Annotated in this window: 15 protein-coding genes; 6 read left to right on the forward strand and 9 right to left on the reverse strand. The window is 73.2% G+C overall.

Translation table 11 applies throughout. From position 1 onward, the window contains the following. Window positions 1-25: 25 nt before the first annotated feature. The 4 genes from B9S64_RS29475 (at window position 26) to B9S64_RS29490 (ending at window position 4,450) form a co-directional block, all read left to right on the forward strand. Complete coding sequence (locus B9S64_RS29475) at window positions 26-1,207, forward strand: hypothetical protein (RefSeq protein ID WP_109492170.1); 1,182 nt, start codon at window positions 26-28, stop codon at window positions 1,205-1,207. Next, entirely contained in the window at window positions 1,204-2,310 is a 1,107-nt protein-coding gene (locus tag B9S64_RS29480) for a caspase family protein (RefSeq protein ID WP_103489781.1), read from the forward strand. The genes B9S64_RS29475 and B9S64_RS29480 overlap by 4 nt, the downstream gene beginning before the upstream one ends. 101 nt (window positions 2,311-2,411) lie before the next feature. Further along, a complete protein-coding gene (locus tag B9S64_RS29485; protein ID WP_258037738.1) occupies window positions 2,412-2,615 on the forward strand; it encodes an aldo/keto reductase in 204 nt (67 codons plus the stop codon). A 41-nt stretch (window positions 2,616-2,656) separates the two neighbouring features. Next, a complete protein-coding gene (locus B9S64_RS29490) occupies window positions 2,657-4,450 on the forward strand; it encodes an HEXXH motif domain-containing protein (protein ID WP_109492171.1) in 1,794 nt (597 codons plus the stop codon). A 22-nt stretch (window positions 4,451-4,472) separates the two neighbouring features. On the opposite strand, the gene B9S64_RS29495 is transcribed toward B9S64_RS29490, so the two are convergent. The 5 genes from B9S64_RS29495 to B9S64_RS29515 all read right to left on the reverse strand — a co-directional run bounded on the left by B9S64_RS29495 (window position 4,473) and on the right by B9S64_RS29515 (window position 12,387). After that, window positions 4,473-6,707, reverse strand: a complete 2,235-nt coding sequence (locus B9S64_RS29495) for a glycoside hydrolase N-terminal domain-containing protein (protein WP_103493325.1) — start codon at window positions 6,705-6,707, stop codon at window positions 4,473-4,475. Next, window positions 6,704-8,680, reverse strand: coding sequence for a beta-galactosidase (locus B9S64_RS29500; RefSeq protein ID WP_103493324.1), 1,977 nt, complete (start codon window positions 8,678-8,680; stop codon window positions 6,704-6,706). Before B9S64_RS29500 ends, B9S64_RS29495 begins: the two co-directional genes overlap by 4 nt. Window positions 8,681-8,757: 77 nt before the next feature. Then, window positions 8,758-9,681, reverse strand: coding sequence for a carbohydrate ABC transporter permease (locus B9S64_RS29505; RefSeq protein WP_164343800.1), 924 nt, complete (start codon window positions 9,679-9,681; stop codon window positions 8,758-8,760). A gap of 17 nt (window positions 9,682-9,698) precedes the next feature. Then, window positions 9,699-10,712, reverse strand: coding sequence for a sugar ABC transporter permease (locus B9S64_RS29510; protein WP_103493322.1), 1,014 nt, complete (start codon window positions 10,710-10,712; stop codon window positions 9,699-9,701). A 1-nt stretch (window position 10,713) separates the two neighbouring features. Continuing rightward, window positions 10,714-12,387, reverse strand: a complete 1,674-nt coding sequence (locus B9S64_RS29515; protein ID WP_103493321.1) for an extracellular solute-binding protein — start codon at window positions 12,385-12,387, stop codon at window positions 10,714-10,716. Between the two features lie 377 nt (window positions 12,388-12,764). On the opposite strand from B9S64_RS29515, the gene B9S64_RS29520 reads away from it, so the two are divergent. Both B9S64_RS29520 and yicI read left to right on the forward strand, forming a co-directional pair. Next, a complete protein-coding gene (locus B9S64_RS29520) occupies window positions 12,765-15,650 on the forward strand; it encodes a glycoside hydrolase family 3 C-terminal domain-containing protein (protein WP_103493320.1) in 2,886 nt (961 codons plus the stop codon). Window positions 15,651-15,702: 52 nt separating this feature from the next. Next, entirely contained in the window at window positions 15,703-17,976 is a 2,274-nt protein-coding gene (gene yicI, locus B9S64_RS29525; protein ID WP_109492172.1) for an alpha-xylosidase, read from the forward strand. Window positions 17,977-18,088: 112 nt separating this feature from the next. Here the strand turns inward: yicI and B9S64_RS29530 are convergent, their stop codons facing one another. The 4 genes from B9S64_RS29530 to B9S64_RS29545 all read right to left on the reverse strand — a co-directional run bounded on the left by B9S64_RS29530 (window position 18,089) and on the right by B9S64_RS29545 (window position 23,274). After that, window positions 18,089-20,020, reverse strand: coding sequence for an ABC transporter ATP-binding protein (locus B9S64_RS29530; RefSeq protein WP_103492283.1), 1,932 nt, complete (start codon window positions 20,018-20,020; stop codon window positions 18,089-18,091). Window positions 20,021-20,135: 115 nt separating this feature from the next. Next, window positions 20,136-21,008: a universal stress protein gene (locus B9S64_RS29535; protein WP_103492282.1), complete on the reverse strand. Its 873-nt coding sequence runs from the start codon at window positions 21,006-21,008 to the stop codon at window positions 20,136-20,138. A gap of 137 nt (window positions 21,009-21,145) precedes the next feature. Next, window positions 21,146-22,000 (reverse strand): hypothetical protein, encoded by an 855-nt coding sequence (locus B9S64_RS29540; RefSeq protein ID WP_103492281.1) that lies wholly within the window; start codon window positions 21,998-22,000, stop codon window positions 21,146-21,148. Further along, window positions 22,000-23,274, reverse strand: coding sequence for a VWA domain-containing protein (locus B9S64_RS29545; RefSeq protein WP_103492280.1), 1,275 nt, complete (start codon window positions 23,272-23,274; stop codon window positions 22,000-22,002). The genes B9S64_RS29540 and B9S64_RS29545 overlap by 1 nt, the downstream gene beginning before the upstream one ends. Between the last annotated feature and the right edge of the window lie 39 nt (window positions 23,275-23,313).

Here is a 23,313-nt window from a genome sequence, read left to right on the forward strand (position 1 = left end):
GCCCACGAGGGGATGGGGCGTACGCATGACCACCGTGGTCTTCACCCATGGCACCGGGGTGCGGGAACCCCATCTGGCCCCTCTGCTCGCCCGGGTGTCCGCCGGGCTCGCCGAGGTGGCCCCGGACGCACGGCTGGTGGCCTACCCCTGGGGCGGGACCCATGGGGCGGCCCTCGCCGCGGGAGGCGCCAGTCTCCCGGACGGGCCCGGCACCGGGACGAGCCGGGACGCCGGGCCCGCCGACGAGGCGGCCGACGACCCGGCCGACGAGGCGGAGCGGTGGGCCCGGCTCTACGCCGACCCCCTGACGGAGCTGGCCACCGCGGCCGCCGGGACGGCACCGGGCGCCACACCGCCCGGCGCCGCCTTCCCGGACGAACGCCCCGCGGCCCTCTTGCGGGACCTCGCCGCACACGGCGAACCGCTCGCCGGTCCGCTGGGTCCCGGACTCGCCGAGCAGGCCGCGCGGCTCGCCCGCGACCCGCTGCTCGCCCCCGCGGCCGGGGCACTGGACGCCGAGTCCCTGGCCTGGGTGCTGGCGAGGGCGCTGACGGCCGGGCTCGTCCGCGCGGGCCTGGAGGCCGACCGCGCCGTACAGCCCGACGGCGACACCCGGGACGCGGCCACCGCCGCGCTCGCCGTACGCCTGGGCGCCGCCCCCGCCGGCACGGGCCGCGGCCCCCTGCTCCGTGCGGCGTCCCGGCCGCTGGTGCGGCTCGGCTCCCGTTACGCGGTCCGCAGGCGCCGGGCGCTCACCGACGCCGCGCACCCGGCCGCCGGAGACATCCTCAAGTACCTCGCACGCGGCGACGCCGTACGCCGTGACCTGCGCGGCCTCGTGGCCACCCTGCGGCCGCCCGTGGTCCTGCTCGGGCACAGCCTCGGCGGCGTCATCTGCCTGGACACCCTGATATCCGGGCCGCTGCCCGGCGTCGAACTGCTCGTCACCGTCGGTTCGCAGGGCCCCTTCCTGTACGAGACGGGCGCGCTTCCGTCGCTCGCCCACCCCGGTCCGCTGCCCGGCCACGTACCTCCGTGGCTGAATCTCTACGACCGCCGCGACCTCCTCGGCTACGCGGCCGCGCCCCTCTTCCCCGGCCGCGCCCACGACGTCGCCACCGACAACCGGCAGCCCTTTCCCGTGGCGCACAGCGCCTACTGGAGCGACCCGGCCGTCTACCGCGCGATCGGGGAGCGACTGCCGTGACCCGCCAGGACGTACGGCCGGAGCGTGTCGTCGCCCTCGTCGTCGGCATCGAACGGTACGCGGCCGGGGCGGCCTGGGACCTGCCCGGACCGGTCCGGGACGCCCTGCGCTTCCGCGACTGGCTCCTGTCCCTTGGGGTGCCGGAGGGCGCCGTCCTGCTCCATCTCGCGCCCCTGCCCGGCTCCGGGCTCCGCGTCCCGTTCCGTCCGGCCGACCACGACAGCCTGCGCCGGGCTCTCGTCACCGACATCCCGGCCCGCGGCGGGGAGGCCCTGTGGGTGTGGTGGGGCGGCCACGGAGTCCTGGACGCCGAGGAGCATCTGCGGCTCTACACCGCCGACGCCGACGCGGCCGACCGGCGCAACATCGACCTCGACTCCGCCCGCGCCCTGTTCCGGACCGACGCGGTGACGGGACTGGCACGGCAGATGTGGATGGCCGACGCGTGCCGGACCTTCGACGAACGGCACCACTTCCCCCAGACGCTTCCCGGGGAGCGCCTGCCGATGGGACGGCGGGTCCAGGCGCACGAACAGACCGTGCTGCTCGCCGCCGGACGCGGGCAGCGCGCGGCCAACGACCCGGAGCGACGGCTCGGCGTGTTCTCGGACATCGTGCTGGACCTGCTCCCGGCCGACCCGCTGCCCGATCCGGTTCCGCTCCTCGAAGCGGTGGAGGCGAGGATGGGCGAGCTGCGGGCGGCGGGCCGCACCGACCAGCTCCCCGCCTACCTGCTGGAGAGGCCGGGGTGGACCATGAGCGGCCCACCCGCCCCACCCGCCGCGTCCGGCCCGGGGCCCGCTTCGCCGGGCCACCCGATGCTCCGGACCGTCGAGGCGCTGCTGGCGTATCCGCTGATGAGCGACCGCGACGAGCGGCAGGCGCTGGTGAACGAACTGCCCGTGTCCGTCGTCGCCCGGATGCCGAGGCACACCATGCCACGCACCGACGTGGTGGGGATCGTCCGTACGCTGCGGACCCGCCCGGAGCGGCTGTGGGAGCTGTACGCCGCGGTGACCCTGCTCGACGACGACCCCGACCGGGCGGCCGAACTCAAAGCGGCCGTAAAGGACTTGGTGGAAAATACCCGGCCCGGAATGTGATCGGCTGGCGTGATCACACGGGTTTCGGGAAGGGGTCTCAGTCGTCATGATGGAGTAAACGGTGGCATCCTGTGCCACCGCTCGCGAAGGGGGAGCGCGCCTTGCACCAGCCGGTACCCGCCGACGGCATACCCGACCACATCGGGTCCGACCACATCGAGTCCGACCTCATGGACCTGACCTCCGTGCGCGTCGCCGACCTGCGGCACCTCCAGACCTCCCCGGCCGGCCCACGGCTGCTGGCGGAGCTCCGGCGGGCGCGGCACAACGCGATGGGCGGCAGCGAACCCGGACGTGCCGAATAGCCCCTCCGGCCGAGCACGATCCGTCCACGACAGGGAGCGAGATGTACGCCCCGATCCGTATGCCCGGCCCGCTGTTCGACGAGATCGCCGCGGGGGGCGGCTCGCCCGAGGCCGTGGCGTTCCTGGTCCGCGGCGAACGGACCCGCCGCCTTCTGCTGCTGCGTGAGCTGCTGGACCGGCTCGACGCGGATCCCGGCATCCTCGGCCCCCTGGGCGCGCAACCGGTCTGGCCCGCGCTGGAGGCCGCCGCCGCTCGCGCCCCACGCCAGGTCGACGGCCTGCTGCTCAGCCCCCAGGTCGGCAGCTGGCTCGCCCACACCCTGCGCCGTCTGCACGGCACGGCCTCCGGGCCCCCGCTGTGGGCCGACGCCGGACAGCTCGCGGCCGTGGCCGCGGCGGCCGCCGTGCACGCGGGTACGGAGGCCCGACTGCTGCTGCCCGCCCGGGGCGGGGCCGTCAGCCTGCCCGCGCTCGGCATGGTCCGGCTGCCCGGCCCCGACGGCGACACCTTCCACACGGTGCGGGCCGGCGTCCGCGGCGGACGGCTCACCGTCGAGGGCCCGCACGGCCCGGCCGTCGCGGTCCGGCCGCTCGACGAGCCGGAGTCGGACCACTGGCTGCCGGTGCGCCGGCTGGAGACCGGACCCGGTCTGCGCACCGTCCAGCTGGACGACCTCGACCCCTACCGCGACCTGGACGAGCCCATCGCGCCCGGCCGCCTCGGACCGGACGAACTGCGGGCCTGGCAGCGGCTGTTCGGGGACGCGGTGGCGATCCTGGGGCGGAGCGGCGGCTCGGCCCCGGGCGGACTGCGGCCCGAGGACGTCAGCCGGATCGTCCCCTGGCAGGACAAGGACGGCCCCGCCGGCCTGCCCGTGCCCTCCTCCGGGCTCAGCGCCTCCACCGGTGACGCCTTCGCCTCCATGGTGATCGCCCGCCCCCATGACCCGCTCTCCCTCGCCGAGACCCTCGTCCACGAGTTCCAGCACAGCAAACTCGGCGCCCTGCTCCACCTCTTCGTGCTGATCGAGGGGGAGGACCGGGCGGAACTCCACTACGCTCCCTGGCGCGCCGATCCCCGCCATCTGCCCGGCCTCCTGCACGGCGCGTACGCCTTCGTCGGAGTGACGGGGTTCTGGCGGGCCCGCGCCCGGGAGGCGGACGCCGAGACCCGGGAGAGGGCGGAGTTCCTCTTCGCGCTGCGCCGGGCGCAGACCCGCATGGTGCTGCGCACCCTGGCCACCCGGGCCCGGCTCACCGTCGCCGGGCGGCGGCTCGTCACCCGGCTGTCCGGGACCGTGGACGGCTGGTTGCGGGACCCGGTGGACCCGGCCACCCGGGCCAGGGCCGGTGCGGCGGCCGTCAGCCACCGGGTGGAGTGGCGCCTGCGCAACCTGAGGTGCGGGGACGGGGAGCGGGACCGCCTGGCCGAGGCCTGGCGTTCGGGGACCGCTCCGCCCCGGGGCGGAGCGCCGCTGGTCGTGCCGGGGCCGTCGGGGTACTGGCACGACGACCGGGGCGCGTTGTACATGGCGCGGACACCGGGCGCCGGCACCGGGCCGTCGGCCGACGCGTCGCTGGTCGCGGGGGACTTGGCGGCGGCGCGCACCGCGTACACCGCCCTCCTGCGGGTTCCGGGGCCGCCCGACCGGCACGCGCTGGCCGGCTGGATGCTCACCCACGCGGCGCTGTGTCCGCCGGACCGGCGCCTCCTCGCCCGCCCCGAGCGGCTGGCCGCGCTCCTGGAGACGGTGCCCCCGGCCCGCTGGACGGAGGCCGCCCGCTGGCTGGCCGGTGCGGACGCCGGTCCCGCCTCCGCTCCCGAGAGCGGGTGAGGGCCGGGCCCCGGACGGCCGGTCAGGGCCCGGTGTGCCGCCGCGGCCCCAGGGTGAGGACGCGGTCCACCCCGGCGGTCAGCTTCAGCGGCGCGGGAGGGCGGCCGGGGCGGGCCTCGGTGAGGGCGAAGGCGTCGCCCGTACGCAGATCGACGAGGGCGTCACGGGTGGGGCGCAGCACGGCGGTGGCCTCCGTACCGGACCAGCTCAGGTCCAGTGCGGCGCCGAACCGGGTGCGTACGCCCCGCAGTTCGCCGGACGGGTAGCGGGCGGGCAGCGCCGGGAGCAGGACCAGCCGGCCGGGCGTGGACTGGACGAGCGACTCCACGACGGCGGACGGCAGGGTGTGGGCCGCGTCCGCGTTGTAGACGTCGCGGGACGGATAGTGCGCGCTCATCAGCGAGTCGTGGAAGAAGTCCCCACCCAGCACCGCCTCCAGCGCCCGCGCCACCCGCGCCGGGTCCCGCAGCCGAGCCGCGATCAGCGCGTGGTGCAGATGCCCGTGCGCGGAGTCGTTCTCCGCCCCGCGCAGTTCCAGCGCCCGGTGCGCGGCGGCCGCTTCCCCGGGGGTGTCGTACGGATTGATCTCGTCCAGCGGCCACACCGGGTAGAGATGGCTGAGGTGGCGGTGGTCGTACGTCTCCTCCAGTCCCGGCCACGCCCATTCGGCGAGCGCGCCGTCCTCGTTGACCAGATAGCCGGGCAGCCGTGCGGCGAGCGCGCGCCAGTGCGCGGCGGACGGATGGTCCGGGGCGTGGACGGCGGCCGTGGTCAGGGCGTGGCGGGCCGCCGCGATGTCCATGGTGGCGTTGACCGTGCCCCAGCTCGCGTTGGCCGGCCGGTTCTCCGGGGAGTACGACGGGACGACGGCCACCCGCCCCTCGGGGTCCTCGCGCGTGAGGAAGTCCTCGTAGAACAGCGCGACGTCGACCAGGGCTCCGGTCAGCCGCCGGTCCGGCGTGCCGGACGTCACCTCGGCGTGTTCGAGGAGCGGCTGGAGCAGCCAGTCCGCGCCCGCCGTCCACAGGTGCAGCGGATAGGCGCGCTGGAAGTGCCGGGTGTGCCCCGACTCGCCGTCCGTGTGGGAGGGCGCGACGATGCCGCGCGCCCCGAAGATCGCCCGCGCGTTGTCCCGCCAGTGGTCCAACTGCCCGTGGACCAGGGCGGCGTGGGCCTCGGTGACCTCGGGCAGGGCGGTGGCCGCCGCCGAGGAGATCTGGAGGTTGAAGTTGGCGTTCGTGGTGAACGCCCCGGACCAGGCGGTGTCCCAGTCACCGGTCCACAGCCCTGTCAGCCGGGGCGGCAGTGACCCGGAGGCGGAGAGCAGGTGGTAGCGGCCCGCCGCGAAGAGGCGTTCCAGCAGTGCCGGGCTCTCCGGGCGGCGCAGCAGTTCGCTGCCGGGCAGCTCGCGTTCGCCCGCCGCGTCCCGCAGGGTCAGGGACGCCCTGCCGTAGGCCGCCCAGTGCGGTGGCCGGTGCCGGGCGAGCAGCGTGGCGTACTCCTCGTCGGGCAGCCCCGACCACAGGGTGCCGAAGCCGGAGCCCCCGGCGCCCCGGTGCACCCGGGTGGTCAGCGTCAGCGCGCGGGCTCCCACGACCCGGACACCGTCGCCCGCCACGGACACGGTGCCGCCGTCCACCCGGACCACCGTGACGCCCGTGTAGGCCTGTGCACTGTCCGGATAGCCCACCCGCAGCGCGAGGCGCGCCCCGTCCGCTGCCAGCACCGTCGAACGGCCCACCGCCAGCCGCGCGGGCGCCCCGGGCAGCAGGTGGTCGAGCCAGACGTCCGCTTCCGGCCCGAGGCCGGTGACGTGCTGCACGACCACGTCGTCGGCCCGTGACACGAACACCCGGCTGCGCCAGGCCCCGTGCGACGCGCTGACCTCGCCCGTGCCGAAGTCCACCTCGCGCCGGTATCCGGCGCCCTCCTCGTGCGGCGCCCGGTCGCGGCGGATCCGGGTCTGGAACGCGGGGTGGAAGGGCTGCACCCACACCAGCGGGCGCCCGGCGCCGAACTCCTCGGCCGCCGTCACCTCACCGGCCAGCAGCGCGTCCTGGAGGCGGCCGAGCCGGTCGGCGAGCTCCGGCGGACGCACCCCCTCGCTGCCGTTCGGCCGCACCAGGGCGTGGTGGTTGACGATCACCCGGTCGTCCGCCGGATCCCCGTACACCATCGCCCCGTGGCGGCCGTTGCCGCTGAGGAACGCGTCCTCCCAGCGGACGGCGGGTCCGGGCTCCCAGGTACCGTCGATCATGCCGGGAGGTCCCTCAGCACCGCGGCACCGTACCGGCCCAGCCGTACGCGGCCGTCGGCCTCGGCGCCCGTGAGCAGGTCGGTGTACCGCCCCGGCAGGTCCACCTCCACCGTGGTGCGCCCGTGGTGCAGCAGGAACAGCAGTCCGCCCCGGCGTACGGCCTCGACCCCGGCGGGCAGCCCCTCCAGGACCGGGCCCACACCCGCCTCCCGTGTCACCCGGCCGAGCAGCTCGCGCAGCGCCGGTGGCTCGGGCAGGGTCGAGACGTACCAGGCGGAGCCCTTGCGGAGCACCGCGGGCAGCCCGTCCAGCTCGCCGCCCCGGTAGGCGGACACGGTCTCGGCGCTGCCGTCCGGCTCCAGTTCCTCCGACCACAGGGTGCCGCGGAGGCCCTCGCACTCCACCGTCCGGTCCGCTTCCAGCGGCCACCACTCGTGCACGGTGCGGATGCCGAACAGCTCGCGCAGCCGGTGGTCCATGCCGCCGGGCCTGACCCGGTCGTCCTCGTCCGCGACCCCGGTGAAGAACCCGCAGACCAGCGTGCCCCCGCCGCGCACATAGGCGACCAGGCCGTCGATCGCGGCGTCGCGCAGCAGGTAGAGCTGCGGGACGACGACCACCCGGTACCGGCCGAGGGCGGCGTCCGGACGGGCGAAGTCCACGGCCGTCCCGTTCTCCCAGAGCCCCCGGTGCCAGGCCCGTACGAGGTCGGGGTAGTCGACTAGCGTGGACAGGCGGCCCTCCTGGGCACTCGCCCACCAGGCGTCCCAGTCGTGCAGCACGGCGACCTCGGCGGTCAGCGGCGTCCCCGCGGTCTCGGCCCCGATCCGGGCCAGGTCCGCTCCGAGCCGCTTGACCTCCTGGAAGGCGCGCCCGTGCTCACCCGCGTGCGACAGCATCCCCGAGTGGAACTTCTCCGAGCCCTGCCGGGACTGCCGCCACTGGAAGTAGCAGATCGCGTCGGCGCCCCGGGCCACCGACTGGAGCGACCAGAGCCGGTTCAGGCCGGCCGGCTTCGGGCGGTTCACCGGACGCCAGTTGACTCCGCCGGCCGCCTGTTCCATCAGCATCCACGGCCCGCCGGCCTGCGAGCGGGTCATGTCGCCGAGCATCGCGTTGTACTGCCCGCCCAGCGGGTCGTCGGCGTCGGGGTAGACGTCGACGGAGACCACGTCCTCCCGCTCCGACCACGCCCAGGCGTCCTGACCGGCCCACAGCGGCATGAAGTTGGTGGTCACCGGGATGTGCGGGGTGTGCCGGGCGACGATGTCGCGCTCGGCGGTGAAGCACTCCAGCAGGGCGTCGGAGGTGAACCGCTTGAAGTCGAGCACCTGCGCCGGATTGCGGGTGTACTGCGCCGTGCGGGGCGGCAGGATCTCGGACCAGGCGTCGTAGCGCTGGCTCCAGAAGGCGGTGCCCCAGGTCTCGTTGAGCGCGTCCAGGGTGGTGTACCGGGCGGTCAGCCAGCTCCGGAAGTGGGCGGCCGTCGTGTCGCACCAGCAGTGCGTGCAGTACTCGTTGTTGATGTGCCACACGGTGAGCGCCGGGTGGTCCGCGTAGCGCGCCGCGAGGTCCTCGGTGAGCGCGGTGGCGTACCGGCGGTAGACGGGCGAGCTCGGGCAGAAGTGCTGCCGCGAGCCGTAGGAGACCACCGTGCCGTCCTCGGTCCGTGGCAGGGTCTCCGGGTGCAGGGCGCCCATCCACGGCGGCGGGGACGAGGTCGGGGTGGCGAGGACCACCCCGATCCCGTGCGCGTGGAGCAGGTCCATCAGCCGGTCAAGCCAGCCGAACTCCCGTGCGCCCGGACGGGGTTCGATCCGTGCCCAGGAGAAGACCCCGACGGTGACGGAGTTGACCCGGGCCTCCTTCATCAGCCGGACGTCGTCGGCCCACACCTCCTCGGGCCATTGCTCGGGGTTGTAGTCGCCTCCGAAGAGGAGGCGGCCACGGGTGGCGTCGCGCAGGGAGGGCATGGACGTCTCGTTCCTCGTTCGGGGTCTGTGTACGGATGGCCGGCCGTGCCCGGGGAGGGCACGGCCGGCGGCGGGAGTCAGCCCTTGACGGCGCCGGTGAGCATGCCCTGCTTGAAGTGCTTCTGCACGAACGGGGACAGGACCGCCACCGGGATCAGCGCCAGCACCATGACCGCCATCTGGATGGCGAGCGGCGAGAGGTGGCCGGTGTTGATGACCTGGGCCAGGCCGGTGGGCCGCTCCTGCTTGAGGACCAGCTGGTTCATCACGTTCTGCAACGGCAGCATCTCCGGGTCGCTGATGTAGATGGAGGCGTTGAACCACGCGCTCCAGTAGCCGACCGCGTAGAACAGCGTGATCACGGCGATGACCGCGCGGGAGAGCGGCATGACGATCTGCCACAGGATGCGGAAGTCGCCGGCCCCGTCGATGCGGGCGCTCTCGATGAGCTCCTGCGCGGTGCTCATGAAGAAGGCGCGCAACACCAGGATGTTGAAGACGTTCAGCGCGCTCGGCAGGATCAGGGCCAGATAGGAGTCGGTCAGACCGAGCCCCTGGACCACCAGGTAGGTAGGGATGAGACCGGCGCCGAAGAACATCGTGGCGAGCAGGAACATCAGCAGCGGCCGGTGCAGCAGCGACCCGGTGCGTGAGAGACCGTAGGCGCACATGACCGACACGGCCATGCTGAAGAGCGTCCCGGCCACGGTCACACAGACGCTGACCAGGGTGGCCCTGGTGACCTGGCCGCCGCTCAGGAGTTCCTGGTAGGCGACGAACGTGATCCCGCGCGGGATCACCACGAGCCCGCCCGCCTCGGTGATGGTCTTCACCGAGGAGAGACTGGTGACGATCACGACCCAGAGCGGGAAGAGGACGCCGAGGCAGACCAGGACCAGGACCACGCCCTTGGAGGCGAGCCCCGCCCTGGACGGTTCCTCCTCCCACACGGGACGCAGACGGCCGCGGGTTCCCGGCCTCGGCCCGGCCGGGCCGGTCATGCCGGAGAGCAGGCTGCTCACTTCTTGTACACCCCCTGCTCACCCATGAGATGAGCGATCTTGTTGGCCCCGAGGACCAGCAGCAGACCGAAGACTCCCTTGACGATGCCGACGGCCGCCGCGTAGCTGAACCCGCCGTTGGTGATGCCGACGTTCCAGACGTAGGTGTCGAGCACCTCGGAGGCGCCGGGGCCGACGGCCGTGCGCTGGAGCAGGATCTGCTCGAAGCCGACGGTCAGCGCGTTGCCCACCTGGAGCACCAGCAGCAGGGCCACCACGGGGCGCAGGGCGGGCAGCGTGATGTGCCACATCCGGCGCCAGCGGTTCGCGCCGTCCATGGCGCTCGCCTCGTAGAGGTCCGGGCTGACCGACGCCAGCGCGGCGAGGAAGACGATGACGCCCCAGCCGGCGTCCTTCCAGATCATCTCGAAGGTGATCAGAAACTTGAACAGACCGGGGTCGGTCATCAGGTCGAAGCCCTCGTGACCGTGCTCCCGCAGCGTCTGCGCGATGAGTCCGGCCCCGCCGAACATCTGCTGGAACACGGTGACCACGAGCACCCACGAGAAGAAGTGGGGCAGGTACAGGATGGCCTGCGCCACCGCCCGCACCCGGGGCCGCACGAAGCTGTTGACGAACAGCGCGAGCAGGACCGGTACGGGGAAGAACAGCGTCAGCTGGAGAAGGAAGATCACCAGCGTGTTCTTGAGCGCCGACCAGAACAGCCGGTCGTTCACCATCTGCTGGAACCACTCGAAGCCGACCCAGGGGCTCTGCGAGATCGCCTCGAAGGCGTTGTCCGCGATGTACGGGTCGTAGTCCTGGAAGGCCACGACGTTGCCCGCCAGCGGGACGTACGCGAAGACCAGCAGCAGCGCGACGGCCGGCAGGGTCATCAGGATCAGCGTGCGGTCCCGGCGCAGCCGGTGGCGCAGCGGCAGCTTGGTGACCGGCCGGTCACCGGCCGCCCGCGTGGTGACCGGCGGCTTCGGGGTGTCCCGCGCGCGCCGGTCCTGTGTGCTCAGTGACATGTCAGGAGGCCGACTCGCCGGTCTCGTCGAGCAGCTTCTTGTACCAGTCGCGCAGCTTGTCGCCGCCCTTGGTCTTCCAGTCGGAGACCTGCTGCTGCATGTCGCCGACCTTCCTGCGGCCGCGCACGATGTCCTTCTCCAGGTCCTCGAACTGGGCGTTCAGCTCGGTGAAGCGGGTGGGCTCCTGGATCTGCATGCCGAAGAACAGCGGCTTCTTCAGGTGGGCGCCCTGGCGCTGCTGCCACTCGATGACACCCTTGGCGACGTCCGGGTGGTCGGGGTAGGCCCGGAAGGGCGCCGAGGTGGCGATGTACTCGTAGGTGGCGAAGACCTGGTTGTTGCCCTTCTCCGTCTTGGCGAGGACGCCGTCCTTCAGGGTGTGGTGGGTGCCCTCCAGGCCGTACGCCTTGAGACGCTGCTCCTTGGTCCCGTACGGGGCGGCGGTGTAGTTGGCGAGGGCGAGGACGTCCTCGACGGTCTTCTTGTCCGCCTTCTTGCTGACGAAGCACCAGATGTTGGAGGGCGAGGCCTCGTAGATGACCGGGGCGCCGCCGTCATGGGCGAAGAAGTCCATGGCGCCCATCCGGAAGTCCGGGTTGTCCAGCCGCTGGACCGCCGTCTTGCCGTACCAGTCGGAGATGTCCGCGTTGTACATGAGGACGTTGCCGGCGGCGAAGGTGGTGCCGATGTCGCCCTGCTCGGCCTTGGCGTCCGGGTGCACGAAGCCGGCCGAGTACAGCGAGCGCGACCACTCCAGCGCTTCGAGGTACTCCGGGGTCTCGTAGCGGTTGACCAGCTTGCCGTCGACGAGCTTCCAGTAGTAGGGCTTCTCCGGCAGCACCCCGAAGAAGACGTACGCCGACCACGTCATGTCGCCGCACGCCCACACCTTGCTCTTCGGGGCGTTGATCTCCTTGCAGAGGTCGTAGAACTCCCGCGTGGTGGTGGGGACCTCGTACCCCTTCTCCTCGAAGACGTCCGCGCGGTAGAAGGGGGTGATGTTCGGCGTCGACTCGGCGGGCATGGGCAGCCCGCGCAGCTTGCCCGCGAAGACCGCGCGCTGCCAGGCGCCGGTGGGGATTGCCGCGAGGTTCGGGTAGTCCTTGACCTTGTCGCCCGAGAGGTAGGGGCCGAGGTCGGCGAACTTGTTGGCGATCGCGCTCGGTATCTTCCCGCCCAGCTCCCAGCCGGGGACGACGACGGCGTCCGGGACGCTGCTGGAGGCGAGTACCGCGCCGAGCTTCTGGCCGTAGGTGTTGCCGTCCTGGTTCTGCCACTTGACCGAGACGCCGACCGCCTCGTCCATCGCGGTCCAGTAGGGGTTGCCCTGGCCCGGCGACGTGCCCCACAGCGGTGCCATGATGCTCAGCTCACTGCCCTTGCCCAGCTTCCGGGGCACCGACACCGCCAGCTGGTCGGCGGGAAGCGCGGTGGTGAATCCGACCGCCGAGCCGTTCTTGGCGGGGATGTCCGGGGTGACCGCCTCGGAGGGCACGAACGTCGGAAGGATGTCCTTCAGCTTCTTGCCCGTGGTCGTGCCCTCGTTCTTCGACCCGCCGGAACCACCGCCGCAGGCGGCGAGGAGCGGCATCCCGCCGCCCACGGCTGCCGCGACGACCACGGAGGAGCCGAGGAAACGTCTCCGGCTGGGAGTGGAGGGGGAGTTCGGCGTCATTGCGTCAACCCTTCGTGGTGCACCAGGGCGGTCCGGGGGCGTGTGCCGTCCGGCTCCTGTGTCTGAGATAGGGGGCGGTACCGACCGGGCCGGCGACGGTGCGCCGACCGGGACGAAGCGGGTCGACCCAAGGCGTCGAAGCGCTTCGATGTTGCAGTGAGGTTAAGGGAAGGGGTCGGGTGGCACAAGAGTCCGATTCCAGATTCCTCCGACCTGTGTCCCAACTGTTTCTTCGGGTGCGAGGGGGAGCGGTAACCGCAATGTCGGGGCACGCCCTTGACACCTGCGGATTGTGCACAGAGCATCGAAGCGCTTCGAAGATCCTTCGAAAAGCCTTGCTCCGGCCATACCTCCCACCTTTACAAGGGGTTTCGCACGTGACGGACCATCCGCTTCCCTTCCGCGACCCTCGGCTGTCCTTCGCCGCACGCGCCGACGACCTGCTCGGACGGCTCACGCTCGACGAGCGGATCGCGATGCTGCACCAGTTCGCGCCCGCGGTGGAGCGGCTGGGGATCGGCCCCTTCCGCACCGGCCAGGAGGCGCTGCACGGTGTCGCCTGGATGGGCGGGGCCACCGTCTTCCCGCAGGCCGTCGGTCTCGGCGCCACCTGGAACGAGGACCTGGTCCGCCGGGTCGGCGAGGCCGTCGGCGACGAGGTCCGCGCCAAGCGCGCCCAGGACGACCGGGTCGGGCTCAACGTCTGGGCCCCGACCGTGAACCTGCTGCGCCACCCGCTGTGGGGACGGGGCGAGGAGGGGTACTCCGAGGACCCGGCGCTCACCTCCGCGACCGCCGTGGCCTACACCCGCGGGCTGCGCGGCGACGACCCGCGCTACTGGCGCACCGCCCCCGTCCTCAAGCACTGGCTGGCCCACAACAACGAGACCGACCGCGACACCGCGTCCTCCTCGGTACGCCCCCGCGTCCTGCACGAGTACGACCTGCGGGCCTTCCGCGACGCGGTGCGGGCCGGCGCCGTCGCCGGGGTCATGCCCGCCTACAACCTGGTCAACGGCCGTCCCAACCACGTCTCCCCGCTCCTGGAACGGCACCTGCGCACCTGGACCTCCGGGCCGCTCGTCGTCTGCTCCGACGCCGGGGCGCCCTCCAACCTGGTCGACTCCGAGCACTACTTCGACACCCACGAGGAGGCCACCGCCGCCGCGCTCAAGGCGGGCGTGGACAGCTTCACCGACCACGGCCAGGACTCCTCGGTGATGACCGGCCGCGTCCGGGGCGCGCTGGAGCGGGGGCTCATCGACGAGAACGACATCGACACGGCCGTCCGCAGACTGCTCACGATGCGTCTCGCTCTCGGTGAGTTCGACCCGGGCCTCGACCCCTACGCCGCCACGTCCGCCTTCGACACCTCCGGCCACCGGGCGCTCGCCCAGGAGGCCGCCGAGCAGGCCGTGGTGCTCCTGAAGAACGACGGGCTGCTGCCCCTGGCGCCCGGGGACGGCCGGACCGTCGCCGTCGTCGGACTGCTCGCCGACGCCTGCAAGCTGGACTGGTACAGCGGCACGCTCCTGCACCGCTCGACCCCGCTGGACGGGCTCCGCGCACGCTACGGCGCCGAGAACGTCCTGTTCGCCGAGGGCGCCGACCGGGTCCGGCTCAAGTGCGCCGACGGCTGGCTGCGGGTGCCCGCGAACCCCTCGGCCGCCACCGGGGCACGCGGCGCCGAAGGCGCCCTGGACCCCGCCCTGCTCGCCGGGCGCACCGATCTGCCCCCGCTGGTGTGCGACCCGGTTGCCACCGAACTCGCCCTCGTCGACTGGGGGAACGGCGTCCTCACCTTCCGCACCGACGAGGGCCTGTACCTCTCGGTCGCCGACGACGGATACGTCAGGGCGTCCGCGGACGAGCCGGGCGGCTGGGTCGTCCAGGAGACCTTCCGCAGGGAGGAGATGGAGGGACACGCGGGCAGGCACCGCCTCGTGCACATCGGGACCGGTGGGTACGTGTCGGTCGCCGCCGACGGCGTGAAGGTTGCCGTCGACGGGGAGAGGATCTCGGCCGCCGGCGCCACGGTCTTCGAGACCGAGACGGTCGAACGCGGTGAGGACGCCGTGGCGCGCGTCGCCGCGGCCGCCGGCACCGTCGTCGTCGTGGCCGGCAACGACCCCCACATCAACGGCCGGGAGACCGAGGACCGCACGACCCTCGCCCTGCCCGCCCAGCAGGACCGGCTGTGGCGCGCCGCTCACGCCGCCAACCCCCGTACCGTCCTGGTCCTGACCTCCGCGTACCCGTACGCGGTCACCGACGCGGCGGCGGATCTGCCCGCGCTGGTGTGGACCGCGCACGGCGGCCAGGCGGCCGGTACCGCGCTGGCCCGGGTGCTCGCCGGTGACGTGTCCCCGGCGGGCCGGCTCCCGCAGACCTGGTACGCCTCCGACGCCGACCTGCCCGGCCTGTTCGACTACGACGTCATCGGCTCCCGGCAGACCTACCTGTACTTCGACGGCACCCCGCTCTTCCCGTTCGGCCACGGCCTCGGCTACAGCCGCTTCGGCTACTCGGACCTGGACGCGCGGCTGGACGGCGATCTGCTGCGGGTGGCGCTGACCGTCACCAACGAGGGGGCCGTCGCCGCCGACGAGGTCGCCCAGCTCTACGCGCGGGCCGTGCCCGGGTCGGAGGGCGGCGCCGACCTGCCGCACCGCGCGCTGGTCGGTCACCGCCGGGTGCACCTCGCCCCCGGCGCGGCCGAGCGCCTCGACTTCGCCGTACCCGTCGAGGAGTTGGGCCACTGGAGTGTGGCGCACGGCCGCTGGAGCGTCGAGCCGGGCACGTACGAGATCCTGGCCGGTGGGTCCAGCGCCGACATCCGCCTCACCGCGGCCGTCACCGTCGGCGGGGAGCCGTCCGGACCACGCCCCGTCCTGCGCCACGGCCTGGAGGCCGCCGACTACGACGAGCAGCGGGACACCGTGATCCTCGACCGGACGAAGCGGGACGGGGACGCCGTCGCCCCCTGCTCCGCCACCGATCCCGGTGAACTGCGCTTCCGGGACTGCGACTTCGGTGACGGAGCGGGCACGGTGACCGTGACCGTGTCGGGTGAGGGGTCCGTCGTCGTCGCGGCGGACGGCCAGGAGGCGGAGGTGCTCCTCACGTCCACCGGCGGCCCGTACGCGTTCCACGCGGTCCAGGGGGTGTTCGGCCCGCGCGGGGTGGGGGAGCTGCGGGTCACCCTGCGGGGTCCCGTGCGGCTGGCCCGCCTCGACTTCACCCCGGCCGGAGGCACCGCGTGACGCCCCCGCCCGGTCCCCGAACGTGTCCCCGTGCCCCTGGCGAGGAGTCCTCATGAAGTTCACCGACGGCTTCTGGCTCATGCGTGAGGGCGTCCGCGCCTCCTACGCGACCGAGATCCGCGATCTGCGGGTCGAGGAGAGCCGGTTCACCGCGTACGCCGCCGTCAAACGGGTGGCCGCCCGCGGCGACACCCTCAACACCCCGCTGATCACCGTCGAATGCTTCTCACCGGCCGAGGGTGTCATCGGCGTACGCGCCACGCATCACGCCGGAAAGGCCCGGCGCGGCCCCGACTTCACCCTCTTCCCGGACCCCCCGGACCAGGGCGCGGCGCCCGCGGCCACCCGCCGGGACGGGCCGGTCACCGAACTCACCAGCGGCCCCCTCACCGTGCGCGTGGACGGCGACGGGCCCTGGGGCCTCACCTTCCTCGACCAGGGCGGGCGGCGTCTGACCGGCGCCGGCCCCAAGGGCACGGCGTTCGCCACCACCCCCGACGGCGCGCACCACATGATCGCCCAACTCGCCCTGGACGTCGGGGAGAACATCTACGGCCTGGGCGAGCGCTTCACGCCGTACGTCAAGAACGGCCAGACCGTGGACATCTGGCAGGCGGACGGCGGCACCAGCAGTGAACAGGCGTACAAGAACATCCCGTTCTATCTGTCGTCCCGGGGGTACGGGGTCTTCGTCAACCATCCCGGCAAGGTCTCCTTCGAGGTCGGCTCCGAGGCGGTGGGCCAGGTCCAGTTCAGCGTCGAGGACCAGTCGTTGGAGTACTTCGTCGTCGCGGGGCCGACCCCCAAGGACGTCCTCGCCCGCTACACCGCCCTCACCGGCCGTCCCGCCCTGCCGCCCGCCTGGTCGTTCGGCCTCTGGCTCACCACCTCGTTCTGCACCTCCTACGACGAGGCCACCGTCACCTCGTTCGTCGACGGCATGGCCGAACGCGGCATCCCGCTCAGCGTGTTCCACTTCGACTGCTTCTGGATGCGCGAGTACCAGTGGTCCGACTTCCTCTGGGACCCCGAGGTCTTCCCCGACCCGGAGGGCATGCTGGCCCGCCTCAAGGAACGCGGACTGCGCGTCAGCATGTGGATCAACCCGTACATCGCCCAGAAGTCCGCCCTCTTCGCGGAGGGCGCCGCACGCGGCTACCTGGTGCGGCGCCCGAACGGCGACATCTGGCAGTGGGACCTGTGGCAGCCGGGTATGGCCCTGGTCGACTTCACGAACCCCGAGGCCACGGCCTGGTACGAGGACAAGCTGCGGCTGCTCCTCGACCAGGGTGTCGACTGCTTCAAGACCGACTTCGGCGAGCGCGTGCCGACGGACGTCGTCTGGCACGACGGCTCCGACCCCGAGCGGATGCACAACTACTACGCGCAGCTCTACAACAAGGCCGTCTTCGACCTGCTGGAGCGGGAACGGGGCGCCGGTGAGGCCGTCCTGTTCGCCCGTTCGGCGACCGCCGGCGGCCAGCAGTACCCGGTCCACTGGGGCGGCGACTGCTTCGCCTCCTTCACCGCCATGGCCGAGTCGCTGCGCGGCGGGCTCTCCCTGTCGCTGTCCGGCTTCGGGTTCTGGAGCCATGACATCGGCGGCTTCGAGGGCACCCCCGACCCGGCCGTCTTCAAGCGGTGGCTCGCCTTCGGCCTGCTCTCCTCGCACAGCCGGCTGCACGGCAACGTCTCCTACCGGGTGCCGTGGGAGTTCGGTGAGGAGGCGGTGGACGTGGCCCGGCGGTTCACCCTGCTCAAGCACCGGCTCATGCCCTACCTGTACGGGGCGGCCGCCGAGGCGCACCGCACGGGCGTCCCGATGATGCGCCCCATGCTGGTGGAGTTCCCCGCCGACCCGGCCACCCGCACCCTGGACCGGCAGTACATGCTCGGCCCCGATCTGCTGGTCGCCCCGGTCTTCACCGAGGACGGCGAGGTCGAGTACTACGTTCCCGAGGGCACCTGGACCTCGCTGCTCACCGGCGAGAGCGTCACCGGCCCCGCCTGGCGGCACGAGACCCACGGCTTCGACAGTCTGCCCGTGCTGGTGCGGGACGGTGCCGTGCTGCCCTGGGGTGCCGACGAGGGGCGCCCGGACGGCGACTGGCTGGACGGGCTCACCCTGCGGGTCTTCGGACCGTCCGCCGCCGGGCGCACCGTCACGGTGCCGGACCTCACCGGGGCCACGGCGGCGACGTTCCACGTCGTACGGGACGCGGCGGGAGCGCGCGTCACGGCGGAGGGCACCACGCGCCCGTACCGCGTGTGCGTGGAGGAGACCGGAGCGACGGGGGAGGGGGCAGGGCGGGTGACCGTGCCCTGAGCCGCGCCGGAGCCCGGACGGCCCGCAGCCGGACCCGGCGCGGCGGACCGGAGGTGACCGCACCCGCGGCCCGCCCCCGTTCCGCCGCCTCCCCGGGGACGGCGGGGCCTCCTCACGGCCCCTCGACGACCGGGACCACCACCCTGTCCGGTGCCCGCCCGCCGGGGTGCGCCTCCTGGCTCCCCGGCCGGGCGAACTGCGTGCGGTACAACTGCGCGTAGCGTCCCCCGGCGGCGAGCAGTTCTTCGTGGGTGCCCCGTTCGGCGATCCGTCCCGCCTCGACCACCAGGATCAGGTCGGCCGCCCGCACGGTGGACAGCCGGTGCGCGATCACCACGGCGGTGCGGCCCTCCAGCGCCTCCGCCAAGGCCTCTTGCACCGCCGCCTCCGAGGTGGAGTCCAGATGGGCGGTCGCCTCGTCCAGGATGACCACCCGCTGACGGGCCAGCAGCAGCCGGGCGATGGTGAGCCGTTGGCGCTCCCCGCCGGAGAGGCGGTAGCCCCGCTCGCCCACGACCGTGTCCAGACCGTCCGGCAGGGACGCCACCAGCCCGTCCAGCCGCGAGCGGCGCAGCGCGTCCCAGATGTCGTCCTCGGTGGCACCGGGCCGGGCGAGCAGGAGGTTGGCCCGCACCGACTCGTGGAACAGGTGCCCGTCCTGGGTGACCATGCCGAGGGTCTCGCGGACCGAGTCCGCGCTCAGGTCGCGTACGTCCACCCCGTTCAGCCGCACGGTGCCGCTGTCCGGGTCGTACAGCCGGGGGAGGAGCTGCGCGATGGTCGACTTGCCCGCGCCCGAGGAGCCGACGAGGGCGACCGTGCGGCCGGGCGCGGCGGTGAACGAGACGTCGTGGAGCACCCGTTCGCCGCCCCGCCGGTCGAGGACCGCGACCTCTTCCAGCGAGGCCAGGGAGACCTTGTCGGCGGACGGATAGCCGAAGGAGACCCCCTCGAACTCCACGGACACCGGTCCGTCCGGGATCCGCCGGGCGTCGGGCCTCTCCTCGATCAGCGGCTTCAGGTCGAGGATCTCGAAGACCCGCTCGAAGCTGACGAGCGCGCTCATCACCTCGACCCGCGCGCCCGCCAGGGCCGTCAGCGGCGCGTAGAGGCGGGTGAGGAGCAGGGCCAGGGCGACGACCGCCCCCGGCTCCAGGCCGCCGCGCAGCGCGTAGTGGCCGCCGAGCCCGTAGACCAGCGCGAGCGCCAGCGCGGAGACCAGGGTGAGCGCCGTGACGAACGTGGACTGGAGCATCGCCGTACGGACACCGATGTCGCGTACCCGGCCCGCGCGGGCGGCGAAGGCGGCGGACTCCTCGGCGGGACGCCCGAACAGCTTGACCAGGGTCGCGCCGGGCGCCGAGAAACGCTCCGTCATCCGCGTGCCCATGCTCGCGTTGTGCCCGGCGGCCTCCCGTTGCAGCGCCGCCATCCGGGAGCCCAGCCGCCGCGCGGGGAGCACGAACACCGGCAGCAGCACCAGGGCGAGCAGAGTGATCTGCCAGGAGAGGGTGAGCATCACGGCGAGGGTCAGCAGCAGGGTGACGAGATTCGACACGACCCCGGAGAGCGTGTTGCTGAACGCCCGCTGGGCGCCGATCACGTCGTTGTTGAGGCGGCTGACCAGCGCGCCCGTCCGGGTACGGGTGAAGAAGGCGACCGGCATCCGCTGGACGTGGTCGAACACCGCGGTCCGCAGGTCGAGGATCAGCCCCTCGCCCAGGGTGGCCGACAGCCACCGGGTGAGCAGGGCGAGGGCCGCCTCGGCGACGGCGATGAGGGCGATCAGCAGGGCGAGCCAGGTCACCGTGCCGGTGTCGTCGCCGTCCACGATCGCGTCCACGACCCGGCCCGCCAGGACCGGTGTGGCCACCGCGAGCAGGGCGGTGACCACGCTGAGCAGCAGGAACCGGAGGATCCGCCCCCGGTGCGGCCGGGCGAAGGACCCGATGCGGCGCAGGGTCGCCCGGGAGAACGGCCTGCGTTCCTCCCGGGCGTTCATCGCGCTGTGCAGCGACGTCCAGGCGGTGACTTCCATGTCCATGCGGGTGCCTCCGGTGTCGGTTCCGTACACCGGGAACGCTAGGACCTCGACCTTGCTTGAGGTCAACCCGCGCCGTGGGGCGGTCCCTTGTGCGGGGCCGCCCCACGGCGGTCGGTCAGGCGTGCGGGACCACGGCGACCGCGCACGGGGCGTGGTGGAGCGCCGCGTGCGTGACCGAACCCAGCCGGCGGACGCCCGGCTCATGGGTGCGGCGGCCGACGACCAGGAGCTGGGCACCCCCGGTGGCGGACAGCAGGACCTCCGACGCGGGACCCGACTCGACCTGTTCGACGACCTCGACCCGGGGGTACTTCTCGCGCCACGGGGCCAGGGCGTCCGCCAGGATCCGGCGGTGCAGGGGCTCCAGCCCGCCCTGCTGCTCCGCCATCCACAGCGACCCCGGGCTCCACATCAGGACCGGCGGCACCTCCCACGCGTACACGGCGCGCACCGGAACCCCGCGCTCCGCCGCCGAGGCGAAGGCGAAGTCCAGCACCGGACCGCCGGCCGCCTCCGCGTCCTGGACACCGACGACGATCTCCCCGGACGGCCGGGGCGCGGGGTTCTCCGGACGCGTCTCGCGCACCATGACGACCGGACGGGTCGTACGGCGCAGCACGTGCAGGGAGACCGAACCGATCAGGTATCCGGCGAGGGTCCCGTAGCCCCGGGAGCCGAGGACCAGCATCTCCGCCCGCGCCGCCTCGTCGACCAGTGTGGGCACCGGATCGCCGACGACCACCTCGGTGGTGACGTCCAGGGCCGGGTGCGCCCCGGACACCCGCGCAGCGGCGTCGCCCAGCACGGCGCGCACCGCGCGCTCCTCGGCGTCGCGGTCCCCGACGAAGCCCGTGTCGCCCGCACGCCATACCCAGGCGTACACGAGCCGCAGCGCCGCCCCGCGCCGGGCGGCCTCGTGCGCGGCCCAGTCGGCGGCGGCGAGGGAATGGCCCGTACCGTCCAGTCCTACGGTGATGGTGACCGACATGATCGCCTCCTGGTGGCAATGGATCTCGGGTCCATCCTCCCTGAGGGCTCCGGCGGGCTTCACCCCGGCACGCGCGAAGGCCGCCGCCCGGGTCGCGAACCCGGACGACGGCCCTCGGTACGACGGGCCCCGCGCGGTCAGTATCCCGGCGGGACGTGGGACGGACGGCCGCGGCCGCGCGTCAGGTTGTAGCCGAACACCGCGGCGAGCGAGGCGAGTACGCCACCGCCGACCGTCCACAGCCAGCGGTCGGTCCACCAGCCGGACGCCCAGCCGTCCTCGGGCTCGCTGCCCAGGGAGACCTTCGCCGAGCCGTCCTCGCCGCCGTCCCCGGAGGACACCCGCGCGACCGAGGACGCGCCCGGTACGAGCGGCTCGGAGAGCGTGCCGTCCACGTCGTGGGCGCCGCCCTTGTCCACCGAGGTGACGCGCGTCTCGGCGCGCACCGGCAGACCGAGGTCCTCCTCGGCCAGGTCCACGACCGTCAGCCGTACGTAGTAGCTGCCCGGCAGCGGGTCGTTCGCCCACGGCTCGGACCAGGCGCGCACGGTCCGCAGCACACAGGACAGCTCGACGGTGTTCGCGTCCGGCGCCGCCTTCCGCGTCTGGTGGCCGTACATGCACGCCTGGCGGCGGCGCAGACCGTCGTACACGTCCACCTGCCAGGTGGAGGCGCCGTGCCGGGTGGCGTTCTCGGGCAGGGTCACCTTCGCGTGGACGGTGGGCCGTTGGCCGGCGTCGGCGGGGAAGACCCAGTACAGGTAGTCACCGGTGGAGGCCCCGGCCGTCGCGGTCTGCTCCTGCTGGACGGGCGTGGCGGTGCGGAAGGTGGTGCCGGCCTCGGTGGGCCCGGCGTCACCGCCGTCGGCGGGGCTCGCGCTCGCCGACGGGTCGTCGGCGACCGCCGCTCCCGCCGAGGCGAACAGGGTGGCCCCGGCGATCAGGATCCCGGCGCACACGCGTCCGAGACGGTTCCTGCGGACGGTACGCATCAGTTGGTCCTCCAGACGGCGACGCGCCAGCGTGAGATCCAGCCGGTCAGCAGGCCGGCGATCAGCCCGGTCAGCACCATGGCACCCAGCAGCCACCAGCCGCGGCCCAGGCCGAACGCGGCCACGTCGGAGGCGTTGTCGGGGCCGTCCACCAGGTCGATGGTCAGCTCGACCGGCATGCCCGGGGTGGTCTTCACCGAGGCGGGCGCCGAGAAGGAGTTGCCGAGCTGGAGGCAGACGGTCTCGGCCGGGGGCTCCGCGCCGTCCTCGCTGTCCAGTTCGGGCTTCGGGTAGCGCAGCCCGGCGGAGATCGCGTCCGTGCGGCCGGTGCCGGACTCGGCGCCCCGGACGATCTCACGGCCGTGTGTGGTCACCGCGCGCAGCAGCACGCCGTAGTCGTTGTCCACGGCGCGGTCCGCCGAGACGCTCACCGAGGCGCGCAGCTCCTGGCCGGGCCGGACGTCCACCCGGTACCAGCGGTGCTTGCCGATCACCTGGCGGTCGGTGTAGAGACCCGCCTTCAGCTCCGGGGCCGCCGAGCAGCTGCCCGCGCCCTCGGTCGCCACCGGGGTGACGGTGGGCTCGGCCGCCCGGTCCACCAACTGCTTGACGCGGCCGGAGAGTTCGTCGGTGTGCTGGACGGCGGTGTAGGTGCCGCCGGTGGCCTCGGCGATGCAGGTCAGCTGGTCCCGGATCTTGGCGTTCGGTACCAGGCCGAGGGTGTCGATCACCAGGTGGATGCCCCGGGCGGCGATGTCGCGCGCCACCTCGCACGGGTCGAGCGGACCGCAGGTGTCCTCCCCGTCGGTGATCAGGACGATGCGCCGGGTGGCCTCGCCGCCTTCGAGGTCGTCGGCCGCGCCGAGCAGGGCCGGGCCGATCGGGGTCCAGCCGGTCGGCGCGAGCGTGGCGACGGCGGTCTTGGCCTCGGTGCGGTCGAGCGGGCCGACCGGGTAGAGCTGCCTGGTGTCCTTGCAGCCGACCTTGCGGTCGTCGCCCGGGTAGTCGGCGCCGAGCGTCCGTATACCGAGCTGCACCTCGTCGGGCACCGCGTCCAGGACGTCGTTGAACGCCTGCTTGGCGGCGCTCATCCGGGACTGGCCGTCGATGTCACGGGTCCGCATGGAACCGCTGACGTCCAGGACGAGTTCGACCTTGGGGACCAGGGCGGAGGGGGGTTCGTCGGCGGCGGCCGGCAGCGCGGTGCCGAGTCCGGCGGTCAGGGTGGCGAGCAGGACGCACACCCCGGCCGTCAGCCGTTTTCTTGTGATCATCGACGGATCCTATTGAAGATCCGCGGACATCCCCAAAAC

The organism is Streptomyces sp. SM18 (assembly GCF_002910775.2).
GTDB lineage: Bacteria > Actinomycetota > Actinomycetes > Streptomycetales > Streptomycetaceae > Streptomyces > Streptomyces halstedii.